This window comes from Aquitalea denitrificans, from assembly GCF_009856625.1.
In the GTDB taxonomy this organism is placed as follows: Bacteria; Pseudomonadota; Gammaproteobacteria; order Burkholderiales; family Chromobacteriaceae; genus Aquitalea; species Aquitalea denitrificans.
The window spans coordinates 3,235,652-3,256,279 of the sequence record NZ_CP047241.1; the positions used below are offsets into that span (position 1 = coordinate 3,235,652).

Sequence of the window (20,628 nt, forward strand, 5' to 3'; positions counted from 1 at the left end):
CGCACCAGGCTGCCGGTGCTGCCTCAGCCCGCATGCTGCTGGCGGTAGGCGCTGGGCTTGCTGCCGGTTTCACGCAGGAAGAAGCGGGAAAAATACGCCGGATCCTTGAAGCCCAGGTGATAGGCAATTTCGTTTACCGACCCGGCGGAATACATCAACAGGCGCTTGGCCTCCTGCAACAGCCGGTCATGCACCAGCCGCTTGGACGGCAAATCCGCCATGCGCCGGCAAATATCATTCAGCCGCGACTCGGTCACCCCCATCTCCTCGCCATAGCGCCACAGCGGCCAGTGCTCGCGAAAATGCGCTTCGATCAAGGCATTGAAACGATGGAAAATCTGCAAGTCCTCGCGGCGGCATTGCCGGCTGTGCTCGCCCTGCGCACTCAGGCGCAAGGCAGTCACCAGTACCAGCTGCACCAGGCCGTGCAGCGCGGCCTCGCGCCCCACCGCATCATGGCCATACTCCTCGGCCAGCAGGGCCAGTAGCTGCGGCAGGTGCTGCGTGGCCTCCCCGTCGGCCAGCTCGACACAGAAGGGCTGCATCAGCCCTGCCTCGCGCTGGGTCAGCGGCAGTGTGTGCAATAACTGGCGTGCCAGTTCCTGCCGCACGGTCAGCACATAGCCTTCGGCATCGGCCTCGGTGATGAAAGCATGCGGCACCGTGGGCGGGGTAAAGAAAAACAGCGGTGCCTGCGCCACATAGTGCTGATCTTCCAGATACAGCCGTATCTGCCCGCTGGCCAGATAATGCAGCTGGAAAAAGCGGTCGTGCCGGTGCACCGGCATATTGCGGCCAAAGAATTCCGCCAGCTTGCCAAAGGCTTCCACATTGATATCCGACTCGCCATAGCGACTGTCATACACCTTGCCGATGTCGATATTGGGAATCGGGGTACGGCTTTCCTGCTTCATGGCGGCTCCATCCTGTCATGTGCGCAAAATGCCACATGCCGACTGATTTCCATCTTTTGTACAGCAAGCATTTTCCAGCTGCAAGCCACAACCGGCCACTGCCCTTTGAATTGATTGGTTTTCTCGCATTTCCAAGCAGTATTCCGGAGAAAGCCAATAAACCAGCGTTCGCAATAATTCCATGAAAAGTACAGTTAATTCCTTAGAAAATGCGGCATGCCACATGGCATAGTGGGCAGCAACAGCGCTTGCAGCAGATAAAGCGCGTTGACAAAGGCGGAAGCAGGCCCGTATAAAGTTAACATATTAAATAAATGGCCAGCACCGCTGTCCACCACCACAACAAGGAAGAGACCGATGAAGCAAGGCCGCATCGTGCTGAACCAGCAAGCCCGCCGCGTGACCGCGCTGGCCGATGGCAAGCTGCTGCTGGACAACGGCAATCCACTGGCGGACACCCCGCAATGGCTGGCTCCCGCCAGCGGCACCGTGTATGGCGTGGCGCTGAACCACCGCAGCCTGCTGGAACAGCTGGAAGCCGACTTCCAGCAGCCGCCCTACCAGAAAGCCCCGGCCACGCCGGTGCTGTTCATCAAACCGCGCAATACCCACGCCGGCCACGGCAGCACCATTGCCCTGCCGACCCAGGCCGGCAAGGTGTTTGCCGGTGGTGCGCTGGGCGTGGTGATTGGCAAGGTGGCCAGCAAAGTGGCGGTCGAGCAGGCGCTGGAGGTGGTGGCTGGCTACACCGTGGCAAATGAAATCAGCCTGGAAGAAACCAGCTTCTACCGCCCGGCCGTCAAGGCCAAGTGCCGCGACGGTTTCTGCCCGATGGGCCCGTGGCTGGTGGACGCCGCCGCCATCGACCCGCTCAAGGTGGAAATCCGCAGCTATCTGAACGGCGAGCTGGCTGAAACCAATCACAGCCGCGACTGGTTGCGCTCCGTGCCGCAACTGATTGCCGCCCTCAGCCAGTTCATGACCTTGCAGCCGGGCGACGTGATCATCCCCGCCACCCCGCTGCGCCAACTGGAAATCCGCCCCGGCGACACCGTGGCCGTGGAAATCGACGGTATTGGCCGCCTGGAAAACCACCTGATCGCCGAGGAGAGCGCCCAATGAAACACGCCCGCATCCGCCTGCCCGGTGAGGCAGAGATCCACGCAGTTCTGGTGAATGACGACCACTCGGTACAACTGGCTGATGGCCGCCGCTTTGCCGAAGAGGCGGTCGAATGGCTGCCGCCGGCTGAAGGCACGGTATTCGCGCTGGGGCTGAATTATGCCGACCACGCCGCCGAACTGGCCTTCAAGGCCCCGACTGAGCCATTGGTATTCCTCAAGTCACCTGCCACCCTCACCGGCCACCGGCAGGTATCGGTACGCCCGGACAACATCACGTACATGCATTACGAGTGCGAGCTGGTGGTGATTATCGGCAAGACCGCCAAGAACGTCAGCCGCGAACAGGCGATGGACTACGTGGCCGGCTTCAGCGTGTGCAATGACTACGCAGTACGTGACTACCTGGAAAACTATTACCGGCCCAACTTGCGGGTGAAAAACCGCGACACTCTCACTCCGATCGGCCCGTGGTGGGTGGACCGTGACGACGTGGCCAACCCGGCCAGCCTCACCCTGCGCACCTGGGTGAATGGCGAGCTGCGCCAGCAGGGCAACACCAGCGACATGGTGTTCGATATTCCTTATCTCATCGAATACCTCAGCAGCTTCATGACCCTGTCCCCCGGCGACATGATCGCCACCGGCACACCGGAAGGGCTGGCCGATGTGCTGCCCGGCGATGAAGTGATTGTTGAGGTGGAGGGCGTGGGCCGTCTGGTCAACCACATTGTCAGCGAGGCGCAATACGCGGATCGCCAGGCGCAAACCGTGTGAAACATTACCCGGCGCAGCCTTGTAGCCGTTGCGCACGCACAGGAGAACACAAGATGATCAAGCACTGGATCAATGGCCGCGAGGTCGAGAGCAAGGAAGTCTTTGAAACCGTCAACCCGGCCACCGGCGAAGTGATTACCGAAGTCGCCTCCGGTGGCGCGGCAGAAATCAACGCTGCCGTGGCCGCCGCCAAGGAAGCCTTCCCCAAGTGGGCGGGCACTCCGGCCAAGGAACGCGCCAAAATCATGCGCCGTCTGGGCGAGCTGATCGACCAGAACGTGCCCATGCTGGCCGAGCTGGAAACACTGGACACCGGCCTGCCCATCCATCAGACCAAGAACGTGCTGATTCCGCGCGCCTCGCACAACTTCGATTTCTTCGCCGAAGTGTGTACCCGCATGAACGGCCACAGCTATCCGGTGGACGACAGCATGCTCAACTACACGCTGTACCAGCCGGTGGGCGTGTGCGGTCTGGTGTCGCCGTGGAATGTGCCTTTCATGACCGCCACCTGGAAAACCGCGCCCTGCCTGGCGCTGGGCAATACTGCAGTGCTGAAGATGTCCGAGCTGTCCCCGCTCACGGCAAATGAGCTGGGTCGGCTGGCGCTGGAAGCCGGTGTGCCGCCCGGCGTGTTCAATGTGGTGCAGGGCTATGGTGCCACCGCAGGGGATGCGCTGGTGCGCCATCCGGATGTGCGCGCCGTGTCGTTTACCGGCGGCACCGCCACCGGCAAGCGCATCATGCAGAATGCCGGGCTGAAGAAGTTTTCCATGGAGCTGGGCGGCAAGTCGCCAGTGCTGATTTTTGCCGATGCCGATCTGGACCGCGCACTGGATGCCGCGCTGTTCACCATCTTCTCGCTCAATGGCGAACGCTGTACCGCAGGCAGCCGCATCTTCATCCAGCGTCCGGTATACGACAAGTTTGTCGAAGAATTTGCCGCGCGCGCCAAGCGCCTGATCGTCGGCGACCCGCAAGACCCGAAAACTCAGGTCGGCTCCATGATCACCCCGCAGCACTACGACAAGGTCACCGGCTATATCCGCATCGGCATGGAAGAAGGCGCCCGTCTGGTGGCCGGTGGTCTGGAACGCCCGGCCGGCCTGCCTGCCCATCTGGCGCGTGGCAACTTCATCCAGCCCACGGTGTTTGCCGATGTGGACAACCGCATGCGCATTGCGCAGGAAGAAATCTTCGGCCCGGTGGTGTGCCTGATGCCGTTTGACGACGAGGCCGATGCGCTGCGCCTGGCCAACGATGTGGAATACGGCCTGGCGTCCTATATCTGGACCCAGGACATCGGCAAGGCCCACCGTCTGGCCCGTGGCATCGAAGCCGGCATGGTGTTCATCAACAGCCAGAACGTGCGTGACCTGCGCCAGCCCTTTGGTGGTGTGAAAGCCTCCGGCACCGGGCGCGAGGGGGGCGAATACAGCTTCGAGGTGTTTGCCGAAATCAAGAACGTCTGCATTTCGATGGGCGACCACCATATTCCGCGCTGGGGCCTGTAAGCGCAGTGCCGCTGCGCTATTTTGTTAGCAGCTGAAAAACAACAGATGGTCAGGGCGCCACAGAACGCCCGGCCACCTGGCAGTGGCACACATCAATGCCCACCGCCCTCACGACTACAAAGGAGACACTCCATGGGACAACTCGCCCTGGCGGCCAAGATCACGCATGTGCCGTCGATGTATCTTTCCGAACTGCCCGGCCAGCATCAGGGCTGCCGTCAGGCCGCCATCGACGGCCACAAGGAAATCGGCCGTCGCTGCCGCGAACTGGGGGTGGACACCATCGTGGTGTTCGATACCCACTGGCTAGTGAATTCCGGCTACCACGTCAATTGCGCGCCGGCCTTTGAAGGGGTTTACACCTCCAACGAACTGCCGCATTTCATCAAGAACCTGCCCTATGCCTACCCGGGCAATCCGGCACTGGGCCAGCTGCTGGCCGATGCCGCCACGGCGGCCGGGGTGCACACCCGCGCCCACGATGCCACCACGCTGGCGCTGGAGTACGGCACGCTGGTGCCGATGCGCTACATGAATGCCGACCAGCATTTCAAGGTGGTATCGGTGTCCGCCATGTGCACGGTGCACAACCTGGCCGACAGCGCCCGGCTGGGCATGGCCATGCGTCAGGCAGTGGAAGAACAGTACGACGGCAAGGTGGCCTTCCTCGCCAGCGGTTCGCTGTCACACCGTTTTGCCCAGAACGGCGTGGCCGAACAATACCTGCACAAGGTATGGAGCCCCTTCCTTGAAACCTTCGACCACGAAGTGGTGGACATGTGGCAGCGCGGCGACTGGAAAACCTTCTGCGCCATGCTGCCGGAGTATGCGGAAAAGTGTCATGGCGAAGGCTTCATGCACGACACCGCCATGCTGCTGGGCGCGCTGGGCTGGGACGAATACCAAGGCAAGGCCGAGGTGATCACCCCTTACTTTGGCAGCTCCGGCACCGGCCAGATCAACGTGGTGCTACCGGTCTGATTAGCCATCCCGCACGGCCAGCGCTGCCCCGGCAGGCTGGCTGTTTTTCCCGGAGGATTCCATGCCGCATTTCATCGTCGAATGCACCGACAATATCCGCGAGCAGGCCGACCTGCCCGGCCTGTTCGAAAAAGCCCATGCCTACCTGATTGGCACCGGTCTGTATCCGGTGGCCGGCATCCGCAGCCGCGCCGTCTGGCTGGACACCTGGCGCATGGCCGATGGCGAGGCGGACTACGCCTTTGTCCACATGAGCCTGAAAATCGGCCATGGCCGCACGTTTGAAGAGCGCGAACGCACCGCGCAGGGCCTGTTTGCGCTGATCAAGCAGCACTTCGCCCCGCTGTTTGATGCCCGCTATCTGGCGCTCACTTTTGAGCTGAGCGAGCTGGACGCCAAGCTCAGCTACAAGCACAACAATGTGCACCAGCGCTTCAAGTAAGCCGACCCATGCATTCCGTCCGCAATCCGCAGCAGCAGGCCAGGCTGATCGTGCTACTCGGTGTGCTGGTGGCCTTCGGCCCCTTGTCCATCGACATGTATTTGCCGGCCCTGCCCACCATTGCCGCCGATCTGGCTGCGCCGGTGGCGCGCATCCAGCTGACCATCGGCGGCTTTCTGGCCGGTTTCTGCGGCGGCATGCTGCTGTACGGCCCGCTGTCCGACCGCTATGGCCGCCGCCCGGTACTGCTGACTGGCCTCAGCCTGTATGTGCTGGCCAGCCTGGCTTGCGCTGCGGTGCAAACGGCAGAACAGCTGATTGCCCTGCGCGTGCTACAGGCCATGGGCGGTGGTGCGGCCACGGTGATGGCACGCGCCATCGTGCGCGATGCCTTTCCGCTGAGCGAAGCCAGCCATGTACTGACGCTGATGCAGCAGATCACCATGATCGCCCCCTTGCTGGCCCCGCTGCTGGGGGGCTGGCTGCTGTTGCTGGCCGGCTGGCGCAGCCTGTTCTTGCTGCTGGCGCTGCTGGGTGCGGTGTCGCTGGCGCTGGTGGTGTGGCAGTTGCCGGAAAGCCATCCGCCATCCGCTCGGTCGGACATCACGCTGGGCAAAGCCTTCCGTGCCTACGGCCACCTGCTACAACACCTGCCTACCATGGGCTACAGCCTGGCGCTGGGGCTGAGCTTTGGCGCGATGTTCGCCTACATCACCGGCTCGCCCTTTGTGTACATCCAGTACTTCGGCGTGGCCGCGCAGCATTACGGCTATTTGTTCGGGCTGAATATCGTCGCCATCGTGCTGTTCAGCCAGCTCAACCGACATCTGCTGCGGCGGCATGCCATCGACAGCCTGTTGCAATGGCAATGCGGCGTGGTGGCGCTGGCCGGGCTGGCACTGTGGCTGCTGGGTGCACACAGCCTGTGGCTGACGGTGCTGCCACTGCTGTTCAGCGTGGGCATGACCGGCAGTATCGGCCCCAATGCCATGGCCCGGCTGCTGCAACTGCATGCCGACCGTGCCGGCGCGGTGATGGCGCTGGCGGTCTCCGGCCAGTTTGGCTGCGGCATGCTGGCCAGTGCGCTGGTGGCCAGCCTGTTTGACGGCAGCCCGCGCGCCATGTGCCTGCTGGTGATGGCCTGTGGTGTCGCTGCCTGGCTGAGTCTGCAATTGATCCGTTTTTCTCGGAAACCGACATGAACTCCCACTCCCGCCCATCCGCATCCCTGCTGCGTGAACAGGCTTATATCAACGGCCAATGGCTGTCAGGCGCACAGCAGTTTGCCGTGCACAACCCGGCCAGCGGCGCACTGCTGGCACAAGTGGCCGATCTGTGCGCAGCAGAAACCCGCAGCGCCATTGCTGCCGCCAACGCCGCCCTGCCCGCCTGGCGGGCGCTGACTGCACAGCAGCGTGCCGCCATGTTGCTGCGCTGGCATGCGCTGATCCTGCAGCACCAGGGTGAACTGGCGGCGCTGATCAGCCAGGAGCAAGGCAAGCCCGCCGCAGAAAGCGCAGGCGAAATTGCCTACGGTGCCAGCTATATCGAATGGTTTGCCGAAGAGGGAAAACGCGCTTATGGCGAGGTGATTCCCAGCCCCTTTACCGACAAGCGCCTGCTCACCGTGCGGCAAGGCGTGGGCGTGGTGGCGGCCATCACGCCTTGGAATTTTCCGCACGCCATGGTTACCCGCAAGGTGGCCCCGGCGCTGGCCGCTGGCTGTACCGTGGTGCTGAAACCGGCAGCGGAAACGCCGCTGTCCGCACTGGCGCTGGCGGCGCTGGCCGAACAGGCTGGCCTGCCGCCCGGCGTATTCAATGTGGTCACCGGCAGCGATGCGGTGGCCATTGGCGGCGAGCTGACCGCCAGCCCGCTGGTGCGGGCGCTGAGCTTCACCGGCTCCACCGCTGTCGGCAAATTGCTGATGCGCCAGTGCGCCGACACGGTGAAAAAACTGGGGCTGGAGCTGGGTGGCAATGCGCCCTTCATCGTGTTTGACGATGCCGATCTGGATGCTGCCGTGCAGGGCGCGCTGTTTGCCAAATTCCGCAACAGCGGCCAGACCTGTGTCTGCGCCAACCGCCTGCTGGTACAGGACGGCATCTACGATGCCTTTGCCAGCAAACTTGCCGCCGCCGTAACGGCTTTGCAAGTGGGCCCGGCCAGCGAACCCGGCATGCAGCAAGGCCCGCTGATCAGCCAGGCCGCGGTGGCCAAGGTGCAGCGCCATATAGCCAACGCCGTCAGCCTGGGGGCAAGGGTGCTCAGCGGCGGTGCGCCGCATGCACGCGGCGGCAACTTCTTTCAGCCTACGGTGCTGGCCGATGTCACCGAACAGATGCAGGTGGCACAGGAAGAAACCTTCGGCCCACTGGCTCCGCTGATCCGCTTTCAAGACGAAGCAGAGGCCATCCGTCTGGCCAATAGCGGCGAGTCGGGCCTCGCCGCCTACTTCTACAGCCGCGATGTAAGCCGTTGCTGGCGGGTGGCCGAAGCCATCGAAGCGGGGATGGTGGGCATCAACGAAGGGGCCATTTCCACCGCAGTCGCCCCGTTTGGCGGCATCAAGCAGTCCGGGCTGGGTCGCGAAGGCGGACGGCTGGGGCTGGAAGAATTCATGGAAACCAAATACCTGTGCTTTGGCGGCATCGCCAACTGAGGAGACCACATGCTGACGCAAGACATCATCCACACTACCGCCCGCCGCCTGCATCAGGCCGAACAGCAACGCGAGCAGATCCGCCAGATTTCGCTGGACTACCCGGACATCACTATTGAAGACGCCTATGCCATCCAGCGCTGCTGGGTGGAGATGAAGCTGGCTGAAGGCCGCACGATCAAGGGCCACAAGATCGGTCTGACTTCGCGTGCCATGCAGATGTCCTCGCAGATCAACGAGCCGGACTACGGCACCCTGCTGGACGACATGTTCTTCAATGATGGCAGCGACATTCCCACCAGCCGCTTCATCGTGCCGCGGGTAGAGGTGGAGCTAGCCTTCATTCTGGGCAAAGAGCTGAAAGGCCCGGACATCACCCTGTTCGATGTGTATCAGGCCACTGATTTTGTCATTCCGGCACTGGAAATCATCGACGCGCGCAGCCAGTCCATCGACCCGGCATCCGGCCGTCCGCGCAAGGTGTTCGACACCATTTCCGACAACGCCGCCAATGCCGGCGTGGTGATGGGCGGCCGCCCGGTGAAGCCGTCCGAGCTGGACCTGCGCTGGGTATCCGCGCTGATGTACCGCAACGGGGTGATCGAGGAATCCGGCGTGGCCGCGGCGGTGCTGAACCACCCGGCCAACGGCGTGGCCTGGCTGGCCAACAAGCTGGCACCGTTTGATGTCAGCCTCAAGCCCGGTCAGGTGATTCTGGGTGGCTCCTTCACCCGCCCGGTGCCGGCGCGGGCTGGCGATACCTTCCATGTGGACTATGGCCCGCTGGGTGCCATCAGCTGCCGCTTTGTTTAGATCAGCGAACAAAAACCCTGCTGCTGCGTTGCGCCTCCTGGCCGTACACCTTGTACTGTCTGCGTCGGCGCGCCTTGCATCAGGGGCGCTGCGCTATTTTGTTAGCTGCTCTTGTTTTTTAAGGAAAATTCCATGCAGAACCCATCCAACCGCTTCAAGGCTGCGCTGAAAAACGGTGAAGTGCAGATCGGCCTGTGGCTGAGCCTGGCCAGCCCCTACAGCGCCGAGCTGCTGGCCGGTGCCGGTTTCGACTGGCTGCTGATCGACGGCGAACACGCACCCAACACACTTACCGACATGCTGGGCCAGTTGCAGGCCATCGCCCCCTACCCCAGCCACCCGGTGGTGCGCCCGGTATGGAACGACCCGGTGCGCATCAAGCAGATTCTGGATATTGGCGCGCAAACCCTGCTGCTGCCCATGGTGCAGACCGCCGAAGAAGCGGCACTGGCGGTAGCCGCCACCCGCTATCCACCGCATGGCATCCGCGGGGTGGGCAGCGCCATTGCCCGCGCCTCGCGCTGGAACCGCATCGAGGGCTACCTCAAGCAGGCTGAACAAGAGCTGTGCGTGCTGGTGCAGATTGAAACCCGTCAGGGCCTTAACAATCTGGATGCCATTGCCGCCACGCCCGGCGTGGATGGCGTGTTCATCGGCCCGGCAGATTTGTCCGCCGACATGGGTTATCTCGGCCAGCCTGCCCACCCGGAAGTGCAAGCCGCCATCGAACAGGCCATCGCCCGCATCCGCGCCCAGGGCAAGGCGGCCGGCATCCTGATGGCTGACGAGAAACTGGCCCGTTACTACATTGAGCTTGGCGCGCAGTTTGTCGCCGTCGGGGTGGACAGCACGGTGCTGGCGCGCAGTGCCGAAGCACTGGCCGGTCGCTTCAAGACTGGCGGCCAGCAGGCCGGTGCCAGTGGGGTGTACTGAAACAAAACCGGGCAGCCTGCCGGGCTGTCCGCTGGCACTGTGTCCAGCCACCAGATAATTAATATATTCAATTAACCACAACCGAAAGGACCGCACAGCCACTTAGCACACCGCAGCAAGGTGATCTGCCAGCAAGAGCAGGCACCACGACAAAGGACAACACGCCGGAACGCTCCCGGCACACAATAGAGGAGATGCGCATGAGTCTGGATAAAGCCACGACCTGCCACACCGCGCCCGACCTGATGGATCAGGCGCGCAAGCACGACACACAGCAAGAACAACAGGTGATTCGCAAAGTTTCCGGACGCTTGATCTGGTTTCTGTTCATCCTGTTCGTATTTTCCTTTCTGGACCGCATCAACATCGGCTTTGCCGGCCTCACCATGGCCAAAAGCCTGAACCTGACGGCCACCATGTTCGGCTTTGCCGCCACCATCTTTTACATCACCTACGTGTTGTGCGGCATTCCCAGCAACATGATGCTCAGCCGTATCGGTGCCCGGCGCTGGATGGCCGGCATCATGGTGGCCTGGGGCTTTGCCTCCACCGCCACCATGTTTGCCCATGACGCCACCAGCCTGTACATCCTGCGTGCGCTGGTGGGCATTACCGAAGCCGGCTTCCTGCCCGGCATGCTGGTCTACCTCACCCTCTGGTTTCCACGCGTCTACCGCGCCCGCGCCAATGCCCTGTTCATGATTGCCATGCCGGTGACCGCAGCACTGGGTTCGGTGGTATCCGGCTATCTGCTGGAAATGGACGGCATCTGGCAACTGGCCGGCTGGCAGTGGCTGTTTCTGGTGGAAGGCCTGCCTTCGGCCGTGCTGGGCGTGGTGGTGTGGTTCTATCTGGATGACTCGCCCGCCAAGGCGAAATGGCTCAGCCCGGAAGAAAAGCGCTGCCTGCAAGGCATGCTGGACGCCGAGGCACACCAGCCGGCCCAGCAACATTCCGGCGTAATGCACGAACTGCTGCAACCGACGGTGCTGAAATTCGCCTTCGCCTATTTCTGCCTGGTCAACACCCTGAGCATGGTGAATATCTGGGTGCCGCAAATCGTCAAAAGCTTCAATGCCGGCAGCAGCAATGTCACCATCGGCATCCTGGCCGCCATTCCGCAGCTGGGCACCATTTTGCTGATGCTGTGGTGGGGCGCGCGCTCCGACCGCACCCAGGAGCGCAAATGGCATACCGTGCTGCCCATGCTGTTTGCCGCTGCAGGCTGGCTGCTGACGGCCTATGCCGGCGACCCGGTGGTGCGTCTGGCCGGCATCGTGATGGCTTCGGCCGGTTCCTTTACCGCCATGACCATTTTCTGGACCACCCCCGACACCACGCTATCGACCAAGGCCAAGGCAGTGGGCATTGCGCTGATCAACGCCACCGGCAATATCGGTTCGGCGCTCAGCTCCTTCGTGGTGGGCTGGCTGAAGGACATGTCGCACAGCTTCACCAGCGGCCTGTTGTATGCGGTGGCCGCCTTATTGATAGGTGCCCTGGTGTTTCTGCTGATTCCGCTGCAAAAGCCGGCACGCCACTGAGCCATTAACCCTTCCTTTTTTACCTGCACGGTGTCCGGCCTCAGGGCCGCACACCGCGACGGCCTGCGTCCATCAATCGCCAACGCAGGCCCAAACCGGAGCCATACCATGCAAGGCAAACATCTTTGGGCAGCCCTGTTCCTGCTGCCACTGCTGGCCCACGCCGACGTCACCCTGTACGGCACGCTGGACGAAACCATCGAATCGGTCGGCACTCGTGGCGCTGCCAACGGTCAGGCTGGCAACAGCGTGCGCCGCATCAGTTCGGACAGTTCGCTGATCGGCTTCAAGGGCCGTGAAGAGCTGGGCAACGGACTGAGCGCCTACTGGCAACTGGAGAGCAATCTGTGGCTGGACAGCGCGCCGTCCTATGCCACCTTCGGCACCCGCGACAGTTTTGTCGGTCTGGCCACACCCGCCGGCAATGTGCAGGCCGGCCTGATCAGCCCGCCCACCCGCGTGGTGGCCGGCATGCTGGATGTCAATCAGGGCAATACCGGCATTGGCATGTCCGGCGCGCTGCTGGGCAAACTGGGCAATATCCTGTCCGCTGACGGCCTGTTGAAAAGCTATGGCAGCGCCACCCCGGCCGACGGTAATGGCAACACCCTGGTGCGCACCAGCCCCTTCGACACCCGCCGCAAGAACGCCGTGCAGTACACCAGCCCCAGCTGGCAGGGGCTGACGGCAACCGTGGGCTATGACGCAGTGGAAACACGCGCCGCCGGTGCCAGCCATGCCGCCAGCGTGTTTGACCTCGGGCTGAGCTATCGCGGTGGCCCATGGCTGCTGACCTCCGCTTACGAGCGCATCGACACCGGTGTGGATGATGCTGCCAGCAGTACAACCCAGTTCCGCCAGGTATGGAACCTGCGCGCTGGCGGCTACTACCGTTTTGGCGAAGTCAGCCGTATCGGCCTGCTGCTCGACCACACGGATGGCAAGCTCACCCCCACTGCCGCCGCCAGTTATCAGGGCAGCAGCCTCAGCCAGAATGTGTGGTATGCCCAGGCCGTTATCGGCGTCGGCGACCATGGACGGCTGATCAGCCAGTATGGCGAGTCCGGCAAGCTGCAAGGCAGCGCAGCCAGCGATAGCGGGCGGGCACGCCATGCCGAGCTGGGCTACGAATACGACCTGTCGCGTCACACCACGCTGAAGGCCCTCTATGCGCAAATCTGGAATCATGGCAGCGCCGCCTATGATTTCGGCTTCAGCAGTATTGGCAGTGTGCCCGCCGGCAGTACGGTGCACGGGCTCGCCATGGGTCTGCGCCACAGCTTCTGACGCCAAACTCGCTCCAGATGGGCAGATTCTCCTTTCAGCTGCACCATCCTTGTCAGCCGCTCCTTGCTGGGCGGCTGTTTTTTTGCCGCATCTGCCTTTTGGTGCAAGGTCGAATCAATCCATGAAAAGTACAGTAATCAACCTGAAACTTGTATTTCATGGCTATTGGGTGGGCTACATAATGCAGTCAGCAAGCACAGCTTCCGCGCTCGTCAGACCACAACAACACCAGGTGCAAGCTAGCTGCCGTATTGCCTTGTTCACGGCACAAATACTTAACTTATTAATAAAATACATGCAACAGGAGACATTCATGAGCGAGAACACCCTGCTGGCCCGCCTCCAGCAAATCCTGCCGGAAATCGCCGCCAACGCGGACCAGGCCGAAGCCATGCGCCAGGTGCCGGAACAGAATATCCGTCTACTCAAGAGCATAGGCATGCATCGCGCCTTCCAGCCGAAGAAATACGGCGGACTGGAAATCTCCCTGCCGGAGTTTGCCGACTGTGTGGCCGCACTGGCCGGTGCCTGTGGCGGCACCGCCTGGGCATTCAGCCTGCTGTGCACCCACAGCCATCAGCTGGCCATGTTTTCGCAACAGCTGCAGGATGAAATCTGGGGCGACAACCCGCACGCCACCGCCAGCAGCAGCATCGCCCCGTTCAGCCAGATCGAAGAAGCCGAAGGCGGTGTTTATCTGAGCGGCGAAATGGGCTGGAGCAGCGGCTGTGACCATGCCGAATGGGCCATTGTCGGCATGCGCCGTAAAAATACCGAGGGCGAACTGGTGTACAGCTTTGGCGTGCTGCCACGCAGCGACTATGAAATCCGCGACAACTGGTTTGCCATGGGCATGAAGGGCAGCGGCTCCAAAACCCTGGTGATTCGCAATGCCTTCATCCCCAATCACCGTATCGAAGCGGCCAAGGACATGATGGAAGGCCGCTCCAGCGGCTTTGGCCTGTATCCGGACAGCGATATTTTCACCACCCCGTATCGGCCCTACTTTGCCAGCGGCTTTGCCGCCATCAGCCTGGGCATTGCCGAACGCATGTTGCAGGCATTCAAGGACAAAACCGCCAATCGCGTGCGGGCCTACACCGGGGCCAGTGTCGGCACCGCCACGCCTGCCCTGATGCGTCTGGCCGAATCCACCCATCAGGTAGCCGCCGCCCGGGCCTTGCTGGAGAAGACCTGGCAGGATCATGCCGCTCACGGCCGTCGCCGTGCCTACCCGGACCGCCTGACACTGGCCTACTGGCGTACCAATCAGGCTTATGCGGTCAAGATGTGCATCGAAGCAGTGGACCGCCTGTTCAGCGCCGCCGGTGCCACCAGCTGGATGGAAGGCAACGAGCTGCAACGCCTGTTCCGTGATTCGCACATGACCGGTGCCCACGCTTATACCGATTACGATGTCTGCACCCAGATCCTTGGCCGCGAACTGATGGGTCTGGAACCCGACCCGAGCATGGTCTGACACCACCTCACAACAAGCAAAACAAGGAGATGAGGATGACAAGCAAACCACCGGCCAGCGCGGACGACCCGCGTCTGTTCCGCCGCGCGCTGGGTAACTTTGCCACCGGCGTCACTGTGATGACGGCCTGCGGTAGCGATGGACAAAAAGTGGGCGTCACCGCCAACAGTTTCAACTCGGTATCGCTGGACCCGCCACTTATTCTGTGGAGCATAGACAAGCGTTCGGGCAGCTACCCGGTATTTGCCTCGGCCAGTCACTTTGCCGTCAATATCCTGGCAGCCGACCAGATCAGCCTGTCCAACCGCTTTGCCCGCCCCAGTGACGACCGCTTTGCCGGCGTGCCGCACACGCAGGGTGCCGGTGGCGCGCCGCTGCTGGAAGACTGCGCCGCCCGCTTCGTGTGCGAACGCCATGCCATGCATGACGGTGGCGACCACTGGATCATGCTGGGCAAGGTGGTGGCACTGGACGACTTTGGCCGGGCACCCCTGCTCTACCATCAGGGCAGTTATGCCATGGCCTTGCCGCACAGTCTGCAGCAGAAAAAAGAGCTGCCGGCGCTGGCATGCAGCAACCTGCAAAAGCGCCTGGACAACAATATCTACTATCTGCTGACCCAGGCTGTGCGTACTTACCAGAATCACTACCAGCCACGCCAACTGGCAACAGGGCTGCGCACCAGTGAGGCACGCATGCTGCTGGTGCTGGAGGACGGGCTTGATCTGGCGGCACTGCATGGCGCAGTCAACATGCCTGAACGGGAGGTGGAACAGGCAGTGGCCATGCTGCTGCGCAAGGAGCTGATCAGCCTTCAGGAGCAACACTACAGGCTGACCGAACAGGGCCGTTTGCAAGCAGAAGCCCTGCACGATCTGGCAGAACAACAACAGCAGGAACTACTGGGAGGCTTCGATGCAGAACAGGTATCGGTACTGAAAAACATACTGCAGGGCATCATCCGCCAACGTTAGCCTCAAGTACCTCAACGGCTTCAGGCGCGGCCTCGCCGCCCCTGAAGCGGTCCAACTCCATTACGGCATGGCTTGCAGCTGCTGCTCCAGCGTTTGCAGGCGATGACGCAGATCCTCCAGCAGAATACCCACCTGCTCGGCATGTCCAAGCTTGCAGGCTTTTTCCATTTGTTCGCAGTCACGCGCCACCTGCTGGGCATCGATCAGCCGGGCTGCACCCTTAATCTTGTGCAGCACCTGCGCCAGATCCATCCACTGCTGCCGGTCATACAAGGAAAACGCTTCAGCCAGGTCATGCCGGTTGCTGTCCAGCAGCTTGCACACAAACTTTTTCATCAACACCGCATCGCCATCAAACAGGGCGGACAGGCTGTCATTCACATAAACCGGCAGCCGCTGCATGCTGACTGCCAGGCTAAAACGCAACAAGGTGGTATGCAGCACCGGCAAGGTTACCGGCTTGGCCAGCAGGATATTGAAGCCGGCTTCCTGTGCTCGTTGCCACTCTTTCTCACCCGGGTCGGCTGATATGCCAATGACCGGACGCATATCACCATCGCTGCGTAGTTGCCGCACCAGACAAAAGCCATCCAGCTGAGGCATGCCCAGGTCGGTCAGCAGGCAGTCAAACTGTTGCAGCCGCCATTGATTCAGCGCCTCCAGTCCGTTGCTGACCCCCGCCACCTCACAGCCCAGCCGTTGCAACTGGCTGTTGAGCAAAAACAGATTGGCCAGATTGTCCTCGGCCACCAATACCCGTGGTTGCAGGCCTTCGGCCCAGAGACCGGCAGCCGGCTGCCCCTGGCTGTCCAGTGCGCCATATGCACCGGGGCCAGATTCGGACACTGCACTCTGCGGCCGGCTGCTGATGCGTTGCATCATTGAAAAAATCTGATTGTTTGACATGACACTGACACCTGATTTGATTATCTGGACACTCCCGCCTCTTCATCCGCTTGTCGGGCTCACGCAAGAAGCGCTTTAAGCTTAGAAAGGGGAACGGCATCACTATCCGGGTTATTTCTCAACAAACAATAAGAAATTTCTGATCATGCAAAAGGTCAGCGCATAGCTCGCCAATCGACACAGTAAATGCAGGTGATGTGTCGCATCCGAGCCGCAGACAGCAGGCAAAAACATTGCCGAGACATCCCAGGCACAACGGGTTACATTGCTGTCTGATGGCAACAAGGCCAGAACATTGAAGTGGCCAGAGACGGAGCAAGCATGATCCACCACCACCACCCTCTTACCTCCAGCTGCCTGGGAACACAGCGCCAGCTATCCAGCTTTCACTTTGGTCAGCCGGGCAGCCCTGCTGGCAAGGCCTATATCCAGGCCTCGCTGCATGCGGACGAACTACCCGGCATGCTGACCGCCTGGGAACTGAAACAGCAGCTGCAGGAGCTGGAACAACAAGGCAAAATTGCCGGGGAAATCATTCTGGTTCCGCAAGCCAACCCCATCGGGCACGCCCAGTCGATACAGGGTTATCAGTTGGGCCGTTTCGACCTGGCCAGCGGACAAAATTTCAACCGCCACTATCCGCAACTCACCAACGCGGTTTATGCCGCGGTAAAAAACCAACTGGGTGCAGATGCAAAGAGCAATACCGCCCATATCCGGCAGGCCATGCGCCAGCACCTGCGGCAGCTGACCGAACCCACCGAGCTGGTCAGCCTGCGCAAGACACTGATGCTGCTGGCGGCCGATGCCGACATCGTGCTGGACCTGCACTGCGACAGTAATGCAGCGTTGCATGTCTATACCGGCACACCACTATGGGAGCAATGCGAACCACTGGCTCGCTATCTGCAATCGCATGCGCAGCTGTTGGCTACCGAATCGGGTGATTATCCCTTTGACGAAGCCTGCAGCCAGACCTGGTGGGAATTGCAGGCCTTGTGCCAGCGGGATGGGCTGGACGTCCCCATCGAAATGGCCTGCCTGTCGGTTACAGTAGAATTGCGTGGCCAGCATCAGGTAAACCGGCAACTGGCCACACAGGATGCAACTGCCATTCTGAACTTCCTGCGCTGGCGCGGGCTGATCACCGGCGCTACACCCGCAGCCTTACCACCGCTACCTTATCCGGCAACCCCCTTGGCCGGGTCCGAAAACCTGCTTGCTCCCCATCCGGGTGTGGTCAGCTTTTTGCTGCCGCCAGGCAGCGTGGTAACGGCGGGACAGCCGGTGGCCGAAGTCATCGACCCGTTGCAGGACAAGGTGGCAGTACTCAGCTCGGCATACGGCGGCATGTTGTATGCACATGAGCTACATCCCTATGCCACAGCCGGAATGACCGTAGCCAAGGTAGCCACGGCGCAGGCATTCAAAACTGGCAAACTGCTATCAGCCTGAAGACCGGCTAACCCGGGTCTGGTGCAGCATCAGACCCGGCCCTGGCAATGGCCTGCAGCAGGCAGGATGGACACAGGCAATCCTTGCCATCCTCGTCCAGCGGCATGATGTTAGGCAGCTTTGCACACCAGCAGCTGTTGGCCGGCCCATTGGCTCCGCAACTGAAGCTGTCGCCGCAACGCTGGCACTGTTTGGCCTCGACTTGTGGCGGCAAGGCAAGCAGGCGGTTCCACACCGCTTTCTTCTCGAAATCACTGAAACCAGGCCAGCCGGCAATTTCCTTGATGGAGCGTCGACAACTTAGGCAGTGTTCACCGGTGGCATCCAGCTGGCAACGCTGCTGGCATGGTGACGGGATGGGCGGCTTCATGCCGCACACCTACTGGGGGGGCAATTACCAGCCAATAAGGGAAGTCGCAGTCGTGGCGACAAAGGTCGCACACTACGGTCCTGCCCGGCGGCTGACCAAATGGAAATGCTACACATATGATGCATATACAACCTGCTACAAGGGGAATAGTACTAACCCGGCACGCGGGACCAGATACCAAAAATCATACGGCATGATAACAAGACAATTAAATGACATGGAGATACAAGCATTTCACTTGTCCGTGCGCAAATAAAAATCCACCGCCATCATGCCGGCATTTCACCCTTCCATCACATCACTGCTATATCCTTTGTCGCCCACCTTCACGCTGTGGGTCTGCAAGGTATCAAGCTGCAGCATGCTCAGGCTGCGGCCATAAACACCGCCGGTATCCAGATACCAGACATTGTCGATACTGCGTACACCGGCCTGGGGCGTATGTCCGACACAGAGCATGAAAACCCCGACCACAGGCTTGCGCACCATCCCCCTGGCGCGTAAACGACACCAGGTAATCTGCCGCAACAGCTTGCCCCCTTCTTCGCCCCAGGGCTGAGGCAGGGCCAGTTGTTCGCGCAGGCCATTCCAGTCATCCAGTGGGCAGTCAGCATGCAGCAGCCCGATCAGTCCGTGCTCGCTCACCACCTCCATCGCCAGCGGCAGGCGGTTGAACGCTGTACGATAGGCCTGCTTGTCCCGCTCCGCCAGACAGATAAACCAGCCGCCACCATTGTTCAGGTAACGCTCGCAGGCATCGGTTTGCGCCAGATCGAAATCCAGTGCCATCTGCTCGTGATTTCCACGCACAGCATAAAACCAGGGCTTGGCCAGCCACTCCAGTACCTGGCGTGACTCCGGCCCCCGGTCCACCAGGTCGCCTACGGAAAACAGGCGATCGCGACTACCATCGAACACCACGCTTTCCAGCAACTGGCGCAATTCGGTAAAACAGCCGTGGACATCACCCACAACATAATCCCGTCCATTCAGGTTGGCGGGCAGGCTGGCAAACAACTCAGTCATACACAATCACAAAGGTTTTATCGATTTACCGCTTTATTATGCACATCTGTCCCGCTACTGCGGGAATGTGTCTAGCGGCAGGCATGAAAAAACGGCGCAGAATCTGCGCCGTTTCTGTATGAACTACCGCCTGAATTACTGCGCCGCAGATGCAGCAGCCGGAGCGGCAGCACCGCCACCGATGGTCTGCATCACTTTCCACTGGCCGCCTTCAACCTTGTAAACGGTAATGCCGCCGTCTTTCAGGTCACCCTTGTCGTCGTAGGTCCAGTTGGCGGAAGTCACACCGGAGTACTTGATCTTGGCCAGAACCGGCAGATAAGCCTTGGGATCGGTGGAGTTGGCATCCTTCATGGCCTGGATCATGGCGCGGGTAGCGTCATAGCCATACGGAGAGTAGGTGGCTACGTCGGTCTTGAAACGTGCCTTGTACTTGTCGGAGTAGTCCTTGCCCTTGGGCATCTGCTCCAGCGGCAGGCCAGCCAGCGAGGCGATGGAGCCTTCGGCTTCCTTGCCTGCCAGTTGCAGGAAGTTCGGGGTCTTGGTCATTTCGCCGGAGATTAGCGGAGCCTTCAGGCCCAGGCGCTTCATCTGCTTGGCCATCGGAGCGGACTGGGCATCAGCGCCACCATAGAAAATCACGTCCGGGCTAACACCCTTGATGGAGGTGAGAATGGCGGCAAAGTCAGTTGCCTTGTCATTGGTGAATTCGCGCTTGGCTACTTCGCCACCAGCAGCCTTGACGGCTTTTTCGAATTCGTCCGCCAGGCCTTGGCCGTAAGCGGTACGGTCGTCAACGATAACGATTTTCTTGGCCTTCAGGGTATCCACCACGAACTTGCCCATCACGCTACCCTGCTGAGTATCGGAGGTCATGGAACGGAAGGTGTTCTTGAAGCCCTGAGCGGTGAAGACCGGGGAAGTCGCCATGGCGATCATCGGAATGCCGGCGTCGGAATAGATCTTGGAGGCCGGAATGGCGCAACCGGAGTTGAAGTGACCGATGATGCCGGCAACCTTGTCATCAACCAGTTTCTGAGCCAGTTGGGTAGCGGTTTTCGGGTCGGCCTGGTCATCCTGGGCGTCCAGTTCGAAAGTCACCGGCTTGCCACCGATGGTCGGCTTCTCGGCATTGGCATCTTCAATCGCCAGAGTCACACCGTTTTTGTACTCTTCGCCATAGTGCGCTTGCGGGCCGGTCAGCGGCGCAGCAAAGCCGATCTTGATGGTATCGCCACCAGCAGCAGCGGCAGCCGGAGCGGAGGCGCCAGCCGGAGCAGCAGCGTCGTCTTTCTTGCCACATGCGGACAGTGCCAGAGCGGCAGCTACAGCGACGGTAACGGTAGTCAGCTTGGTGAATTGCATCTTGAATCCTCTATCTTTCGGTCTCTCCTGTCCGCTTGTGGCGAACAGATCTCATGCAGCGAGC

The 20,628-nt window shown here is 61.0% G+C and carries 19 protein-coding genes; 14 read left to right on the forward strand and 5 right to left on the reverse strand.

What is annotated here, in order from left to right:
• Nucleotides 1-23: 23 nt before the first annotated feature.
• Nucleotides 24-914, reverse strand: a complete 891-nt coding sequence (hpaA, locus tag GSR16_RS14700) for a 4-hydroxyphenylacetate catabolism regulatory protein HpaA (RefSeq protein ID WP_159878656.1) — start codon at nucleotides 912-914, stop codon at nucleotides 24-26.
• 357 nt (nucleotides 915-1,271) lie between these two features.
• Between hpaA and GSR16_RS14705 the strand changes: the two genes are divergently transcribed.
• The 13 genes from GSR16_RS14705 to GSR16_RS14765 all read left to right on the forward strand — a co-directional run bounded on the left by GSR16_RS14705 (nucleotide 1,272) and on the right by GSR16_RS14765 (nucleotide 15,442).
• The gene (locus tag GSR16_RS14705; RefSeq protein WP_159878658.1) at nucleotides 1,272-2,036 is read left to right on the forward strand and encodes a fumarylacetoacetate hydrolase family protein; all 765 of its coding nucleotides are present in this window, start codon (nucleotides 1,272-1,274) and stop codon (nucleotides 2,034-2,036) included.
• On the forward strand, nucleotides 2,033-2,812 hold the full coding sequence (locus tag GSR16_RS14710; RefSeq protein ID WP_159878660.1) for a fumarylacetoacetate hydrolase family protein: 780 nt from the start codon (nucleotides 2,033-2,035) through the stop codon (nucleotides 2,810-2,812). Before GSR16_RS14705 ends, GSR16_RS14710 begins: the two co-directional genes overlap by 4 nt.
• Before the next feature lie 53 nt (nucleotides 2,813-2,865).
• Complete coding sequence (gene hpaE / locus GSR16_RS14715) at nucleotides 2,866-4,326, forward strand: 5-carboxymethyl-2-hydroxymuconate semialdehyde dehydrogenase (RefSeq protein ID WP_159878662.1); 1,461 nt, start codon at nucleotides 2,866-2,868, stop codon at nucleotides 4,324-4,326.
• A 132-nt stretch (nucleotides 4,327-4,458) separates the two neighbouring features.
• On the forward strand, nucleotides 4,459-5,307 hold the full coding sequence (gene hpaD, locus GSR16_RS14720; protein ID WP_159878664.1) for a 3,4-dihydroxyphenylacetate 2,3-dioxygenase: 849 nt from the start codon (nucleotides 4,459-4,461) through the stop codon (nucleotides 5,305-5,307).
• A 61-nt stretch (nucleotides 5,308-5,368) separates the two neighbouring features.
• Nucleotides 5,369-5,749, forward strand: a complete 381-nt coding sequence (locus GSR16_RS14725; protein ID WP_159878666.1) for a 5-carboxymethyl-2-hydroxymuconate Delta-isomerase — start codon at nucleotides 5,369-5,371, stop codon at nucleotides 5,747-5,749.
• A gap of 8 nt (nucleotides 5,750-5,757) precedes the next feature.
• On the forward strand, nucleotides 5,758-6,951 hold the full coding sequence (locus GSR16_RS14730; RefSeq protein ID WP_159878668.1) for a Bcr/CflA family multidrug efflux MFS transporter: 1,194 nt from the start codon (nucleotides 5,758-5,760) through the stop codon (nucleotides 6,949-6,951).
• Entirely contained in the window at nucleotides 6,948-8,411 is a 1,464-nt protein-coding gene (locus tag GSR16_RS14735; RefSeq protein ID WP_159878670.1) for an NAD-dependent succinate-semialdehyde dehydrogenase, read from the forward strand. The genes GSR16_RS14730 and GSR16_RS14735 overlap by 4 nt, the downstream gene beginning before the upstream one ends.
• Nucleotides 8,412-8,420: 9 nt before the next feature.
• Nucleotides 8,421-9,224: a 2-oxo-hept-4-ene-1,7-dioate hydratase gene (hpaH, locus tag GSR16_RS14740; RefSeq protein ID WP_045847043.1), complete on the forward strand. Its 804-nt coding sequence runs from the start codon at nucleotides 8,421-8,423 to the stop codon at nucleotides 9,222-9,224.
• Nucleotides 9,225-9,356: 132 nt separating this feature from the next.
• Entirely contained in the window at nucleotides 9,357-10,157 is an 801-nt protein-coding gene (hpaI, locus tag GSR16_RS14745) for a 4-hydroxy-2-oxoheptanedioate aldolase (protein ID WP_159878672.1), read from the forward strand.
• A 200-nt stretch (nucleotides 10,158-10,357) separates the two neighbouring features.
• The gene (gene hpaX, locus GSR16_RS14750) at nucleotides 10,358-11,701 is read left to right on the forward strand and encodes a 4-hydroxyphenylacetate permease (RefSeq protein ID WP_240902500.1); all 1,344 of its coding nucleotides are present in this window, start codon (nucleotides 10,358-10,360) and stop codon (nucleotides 11,699-11,701) included.
• A gap of 108 nt (nucleotides 11,702-11,809) precedes the next feature.
• Nucleotides 11,810-12,988, forward strand: coding sequence for a porin (locus GSR16_RS14755; RefSeq protein ID WP_159878674.1), 1,179 nt, complete (start codon nucleotides 11,810-11,812; stop codon nucleotides 12,986-12,988).
• A 313-nt stretch (nucleotides 12,989-13,301) separates the two neighbouring features.
• Nucleotides 13,302-14,468 (forward strand): p-hydroxyphenylacetate 3-hydroxylase oxygenase component, encoded by a 1,167-nt coding sequence (locus GSR16_RS14760; RefSeq protein WP_159878676.1) that lies wholly within the window; start codon nucleotides 13,302-13,304, stop codon nucleotides 14,466-14,468.
• A 35-nt stretch (nucleotides 14,469-14,503) separates the two neighbouring features.
• The gene (locus GSR16_RS14765) at nucleotides 14,504-15,442 is read left to right on the forward strand and encodes a p-hydroxyphenylacetate 3-hydroxylase reductase component (protein WP_159878678.1); all 939 of its coding nucleotides are present in this window, start codon (nucleotides 14,504-14,506) and stop codon (nucleotides 15,440-15,442) included.
• A gap of 60 nt (nucleotides 15,443-15,502) precedes the next feature.
• Here GSR16_RS14765 and GSR16_RS14770 read toward each other — a convergent pair whose 3' ends face one another.
• On the reverse strand, nucleotides 15,503-16,324 hold the full coding sequence (locus GSR16_RS14770) for a response regulator (protein WP_159878680.1): 822 nt from the start codon (nucleotides 16,322-16,324) through the stop codon (nucleotides 15,503-15,505).
• A 345-nt stretch (nucleotides 16,325-16,669) separates the two neighbouring features.
• Between GSR16_RS14770 and GSR16_RS14775 the strand changes: the two genes are divergently transcribed.
• Entirely contained in the window at nucleotides 16,670-17,803 is a 1,134-nt protein-coding gene (locus GSR16_RS14775; RefSeq protein ID WP_159878682.1) for a M14 family metallopeptidase, read from the forward strand.
• Between the two features lie 7 nt (nucleotides 17,804-17,810).
• On the opposite strand, the gene GSR16_RS14780 is transcribed toward GSR16_RS14775, so the two are convergent.
• The 3 genes from GSR16_RS14780 to GSR16_RS14790 form a co-directional block, all read right to left on the reverse strand.
• Nucleotides 17,811-18,173 carry a cysteine-rich CWC family protein gene (locus GSR16_RS14780; RefSeq protein WP_159878684.1) on the reverse strand — a complete coding sequence of 121 codons (363 nt, stop codon included), beginning with the start codon at nucleotides 18,171-18,173 and terminating at the stop codon, nucleotides 17,811-17,813.
• 282 nt (nucleotides 18,174-18,455) lie between these two features.
• Complete coding sequence (locus GSR16_RS14785) at nucleotides 18,456-19,199, reverse strand: metallophosphoesterase (protein ID WP_159878686.1); 744 nt, start codon at nucleotides 19,197-19,199, stop codon at nucleotides 18,456-18,458.
• A gap of 135 nt (nucleotides 19,200-19,334) precedes the next feature.
• The gene (locus GSR16_RS14790; protein ID WP_159878688.1) at nucleotides 19,335-20,564 is read right to left on the reverse strand and encodes a branched-chain amino acid ABC transporter substrate-binding protein; all 1,230 of its coding nucleotides are present in this window, start codon (nucleotides 20,562-20,564) and stop codon (nucleotides 19,335-19,337) included.
• Between the last annotated feature and the right edge of the window lie 64 nt (nucleotides 20,565-20,628).

Excerpts from the sequence above, each read along its gene's own strand:
- GSR16_RS14770 (WP_159878680.1), bottom strand. The coding sequence starts at position 16,324 with ATGATGCAACGCATCAGCAGCCGGCCGCAGAGTGCAGTGTCCGAATCT.
- hpaD (WP_159878664.1), top strand. The coding sequence starts at position 4,459 with ATGGGACAACTCGCCCTGGCGGCCAAGATCACGCATGTGCCGTCGATG.
- GSR16_RS14780 (WP_159878684.1), bottom strand. The coding sequence starts at position 18,173 with ATGAAGCCGCCCATCCCGTCACCATGCCAGCAGCGTTGCCAGCTGGAT.
- GSR16_RS14705 (WP_159878658.1), top strand. The coding sequence starts at position 1,272 with ATGAAGCAAGGCCGCATCGTGCTGAACCAGCAAGCCCGCCGCGTGACC.
- GSR16_RS14730 (WP_159878668.1), top strand. The coding sequence starts at position 5,758 with ATGCATTCCGTCCGCAATCCGCAGCAGCAGGCCAGGCTGATCGTGCTA.
- GSR16_RS14725 (WP_159878666.1), top strand. The coding sequence starts at position 5,369 with ATGCCGCATTTCATCGTCGAATGCACCGACAATATCCGCGAGCAGGCC.
- hpaH (WP_045847043.1), top strand. The coding sequence starts at position 8,421 with ATGCTGACGCAAGACATCATCCACACTACCGCCCGCCGCCTGCATCAG.
- GSR16_RS14765 (WP_159878678.1), top strand. The coding sequence starts at position 14,504 with ATGACAAGCAAACCACCGGCCAGCGCGGACGACCCGCGTCTGTTCCGC.
- GSR16_RS14760 (WP_159878676.1), top strand. The coding sequence starts at position 13,302 with ATGAGCGAGAACACCCTGCTGGCCCGCCTCCAGCAAATCCTGCCGGAA.
- GSR16_RS14785 (WP_159878686.1), bottom strand. The coding sequence starts at position 19,199 with ATGACTGAGTTGTTTGCCAGCCTGCCCGCCAACCTGAATGGACGGGAT.
- GSR16_RS14790 (WP_159878688.1), bottom strand. The coding sequence starts at position 20,564 with ATGCAATTCACCAAGCTGACTACCGTTACCGTCGCTGTAGCTGCCGCT.
- hpaX (WP_240902500.1), top strand. The coding sequence starts at position 10,358 with ATGAGTCTGGATAAAGCCACGACCTGCCACACCGCGCCCGACCTGATG.
- GSR16_RS14775 (WP_159878682.1), top strand. The coding sequence starts at position 16,670 with ATGATCCACCACCACCACCCTCTTACCTCCAGCTGCCTGGGAACACAG.
- hpaI (WP_159878672.1), top strand. The coding sequence starts at position 9,357 with ATGCAGAACCCATCCAACCGCTTCAAGGCTGCGCTGAAAAACGGTGAA.
- GSR16_RS14735 (WP_159878670.1), top strand. The coding sequence starts at position 6,948 with ATGAACTCCCACTCCCGCCCATCCGCATCCCTGCTGCGTGAACAGGCT.
- GSR16_RS14755 (WP_159878674.1), top strand. The coding sequence starts at position 11,810 with ATGCAAGGCAAACATCTTTGGGCAGCCCTGTTCCTGCTGCCACTGCTG.
- hpaA (WP_159878656.1), bottom strand. The coding sequence starts at position 914 with ATGAAGCAGGAAAGCCGTACCCCGATTCCCAATATCGACATCGGCAAG.
- GSR16_RS14710 (WP_159878660.1), top strand. The coding sequence starts at position 2,033 with ATGAAACACGCCCGCATCCGCCTGCCCGGTGAGGCAGAGATCCACGCA.
- hpaE (WP_159878662.1), top strand. The coding sequence starts at position 2,866 with ATGATCAAGCACTGGATCAATGGCCGCGAGGTCGAGAGCAAGGAAGTC.